This is a genomic window from Moorena sp. SIO3B2 (genome assembly GCF_010692525.1).
GTDB classification, from domain to species: Bacteria; Cyanobacteriota; Cyanobacteriia; order Cyanobacteriales; family Coleofasciculaceae; genus Moorena; species Moorena producens.
Genome location: NZ_JAAHHE010000182.1, coordinates 4,836 through 8,743 on the forward strand (window position 1 = coordinate 4,836; position 3,908 = coordinate 8,743).

A 3,908-nucleotide genomic window follows, 5' to 3' on the forward strand; every position below is an offset into this window, starting at 1 on the left:
GAAGGATTACTACTGGAAAACGTGGTAGTGCCAGAAGTGCCAGAAGTTTCAAATGTAGCAAATAGGGCACCGTTTCCAAGACCAGTTTCACTACCATTTTGATTGTAGAATAGACTTCCAGTTGTGCTATTGTAGACAATCAAAGCATCACTACTGTCAACCTCAGCATCACCAGAAACAACTGCCCATTGACTCTCATCTAATCCACCACTTCCAGTACTAGTGAGAGCGGTGAAAGTGCTTTGTTCCAGACGAATTTTGTCCTTACTAGCATCAAAGTTGACAATAGTAGTAGTACCGAAATTGCTAGAATTAAAGGCTGAACCAGCATCAAGAACAAAGGTAGTATTACCTACGCCACTAATTAGTGTATCATCACCTCCTCCACCAACTAGGTTGTCATTGCCATTACCACCAATCAGAGTATCATCTCCGGCATCTCCAAGTAGGTTGTCATCACCATCTCCACCAACTAAGTAGTCATTGCCAGCATCACCCCTTAGCAGATCATCACCAGCACCTCCAATTAGGGTGTCATTACCATTACCACCAATAGCTACTAACGGTAATACTGCCTTACTTCCGTCGAGAGAATCATCACCTTCACCACCATCAAAGACTACCAGTTGTGCATCGGTACCTGATAAATCATTAACAGTTAAAGTATCATTTCCCGCAAGGCCATTAATTTCAAATTGCTCTACATCATTAACCATAAGGTATACAGGATTATTTTCCTGCTCCCCAGGGTAAGGGTAAGAATCAATAAGCCGTGGCTTATTGATAAACAAACCAGGTCAATATTAACAAATTAACTTTATTGCGAGTAAAGTTGTAGGAGATTATAGGGGTTTCGAGACTTGATCAACCGATATCCAGGGAATGCACATGATGAAGCTTCGCACCACCCATTTACCTCATTTTCATTCGATCAGAATTTGGAAGAATCTTTAAGTTCCGGTAACCCCAGTTACGAGCCTTATCAATACTGTAAATTGATTATTTTCATTCTGAAGCTAACTGTTGCGCTAATGTTTTTGGGTCTTTATCTATTTCCTCTGTGAATGGGTTGAGGTCGATATCAGGATTGTGTTTTTGCGCTTTTTTAAATTTTTTAACAGCAGCCTTGACATTTGGCTCTTTTTGTAAAACAAAAGCCCTACCTTGTCTCACCAGAAATTCTGCTTTGGTTTTATCTTCCCAATCGGCATACTTGAGACAGGCTTCTCCTGCTTTATTATCTTCTTTATTATCTTGATTATGGTGAGGCGCAACGAGGTAAGGATGAAATTGCAGCTGATCACATCCCTCTTTTAACCAATCTTTCCAATTTCCACCCCGCCACAAACGCACTGTTCCGTCGCCACTGCCACTGATAATCTGTTTGCCATCTGGACTAAAAGCGATCGCATTGACATCAGCTGTATGACCTTCTAATGTATGGAGCAATTGACCGGATTCGGTGTCCCACCAACGCACTGTGTTGTCCCAACTGCCACTGAGTATCTTATTGCCATCTTGGCTAAAGGCGATATCTAAGACAGAACGTGTATGACCTTCTAATGTATGGATTAGTTTACCGGTTTCTGTGTTCCACAAACGCACTGTGTTGTCCCAACTGCCACTGAGTATCTTATTGCCATCTTGGCTAAAGGCGATCGTATAGACAGTACTTGTATGACCTTCTAATGTATGGATTATTTGACCGGTTTCTGTATCCCACAACCGCACTGTGCCGTCGTCACTACCACTGAGTATCTTATTGCCATTTGGACTAAAAGCGATCGCATCGACAGAATCTTTATGACCTTCTAATGTATGGATTAGTTTACCGGTTTCTGTATCCCACAACCGCACTGTGCCGTCGCCACTACCACTGATAATCTGTTTGCCATCTGGACTAAAAGCGATCGCACTGACAGAATCTTTATGACCTTCTAATGTATGGATTAGTTTACCGGTTTCTGTGTCCCACCAACGCACTGTTTTGTCCCAACTGCCACTGAGTATCTTATTGCCATCTTGGCTAAAGGCGATATCTAAGACAGAACGTGTATGACCTTCTAATGTATGGATTATTTGACCGGTTTCTGTGTCCCACAAACGCACTGTTTTGTCTCTACTGCCACTGAGGATCTTATTGCCATCTGGACTAAAAGCGATCGCATCGACAGAATCTTTATGACCTTCTAATGTATGGATTAGTTTACCGGTGTCTGTGTCCCACAAACGCACTGTGTTGTCATTACTGCCACTGAGAATCTGTTTGCCATCTGGGCTAAAAGCGATATCTGTGACATAACTAGTATGACCTTCTAATGTATGGATTAGTTTACCGGTGTCTGTGTCCCACAAACGCACTCTGTTGTCCAAACTGCCACTGATAATCTTATTGCCATCTCGACTAAAAGCGATCGCATATACAGAATCTTCATGACCTTCTAATGTATGGATTAGTTTACCAGTTTCTGTGTCCCACAAACGCACTGTGTTGTCCCTACTGCCACTGATAATCTTATTGCCATCTCGACTAAAAGCGATCGCATATACAGAATCTTTATGACCTTCTAATGTATGGATTAGTTTACCGGTGTCTGTGTCCCACAAATGCACTCTGTTGTCCAAACTGCCACTGATAATCTTATTGCCATCTCGGCTAAAAGCGATATCTCTGACAGTACTAGTATGACCTTCTAATGTATGGATTATTTTACCAGTTTCTGTGTCCCACAAACGCACTGTTTTGTCCCTACTGCCACTGAGGATCTTATTGCCATCTGGACTAAAAACGATATCTCTGACAGAACTTGTATGACCTTCTAATGTATGGATTAGTTTGCCGGTTTCTGTGTCCCACAAACGCACTGTTTTGTCTCTACTGCCACTGAGGATCTTATTGCCATCTGAACTAAAAGCGATCGCATTGACAGAATCTTTATGACCTTCTAATGTATGGATTAGTTTACCGCTTTCTGTGTCCCACAAACGCACTGTTCTGTCCCTACTGCCACTGAGGATCTTATTGCCATCTAGACTAAAAGCGATCGCATTGACAGTACTTGTATGACCTTCTAATGTATGGATTAGTTTACCGCTTTCTGTGTCCCACAAACGCACTGTTCTGTCCCTACTGCCACTGAGGATCTTATTGCCATCTGGACTAAAAGCGATATCTCTGACAGAACTTGTATGACCTTCTAATGTATGGATTAGTTTACCGCTTTCTGTGTCCCACAAACGCACTGTTCTGTCCCTACTGCCACTGAGGATCTTATTGCCATCTGGACTAAAAGCGATATCTCTGACAGAACTTGTATGACCTTGTAAAAGATTCCTTTCTCTAACCTTATCTAAAGCTGCCAATAAGCTATAATTAACTTCATTAATTACTGTTGGTTTTAAGTTTTTTTTCTCAGATAGACTATCAGCTGTTGTTTCAATAGCTTTTATCAATTCTTCTGTGGTTGGTTTGACTGATAGAGAATACTTAATCTTGGTAGCTTCTGCTTGTAATTTTGCATTAATTGCCTGTTTACGAAATTTTAAACCAAAATAAATCGATACAATTAAGCTTATTGCTACCACACCTATAACAAAAGCAAATAACCCAACCCTTACCCATTTATTTCTATTACGCTGCTGAATACTGTGACCAATAAACTCCTTACCCAACACAGAAAGCAAACCTAATTCAAAATAATCCTCCAAATAATTCTCCGCTTCCGTCAATTTTGCACCCGTAAGCAGATAATCCGGCAATTTTACTTCCCTTTTCCACTCTTCAGCCGCCGCCTCAATCTTACGGGCTATTCTCATCCCATCCCGGTTTTCACTTATCCAACTCCGCAACAGACTCCAATGACGAATCAAGGCTTCATGAGCCACATCCACCACTGCTACTGTCTTTG

At 41.5% G+C, this 3,908-nt stretch carries 2 protein-coding genes; both read right to left on the reverse strand.

What is annotated here, in order from left to right:
* A partial coding sequence (locus F6K38_RS26500) for a calcium-binding protein (protein ID WP_287358032.1) occupies positions 1 to 716 on the reverse strand: 716 nt, incomplete at its 3' end.
* Between the two features lie 289 nt (positions 717 to 1,005).
* Positions 1,006 to 3,908: WD40 repeat domain-containing protein (locus F6K38_RS26505; RefSeq protein WP_287358036.1), on the reverse strand; the 2,903-nt coding region annotated here is incomplete at its 5' end.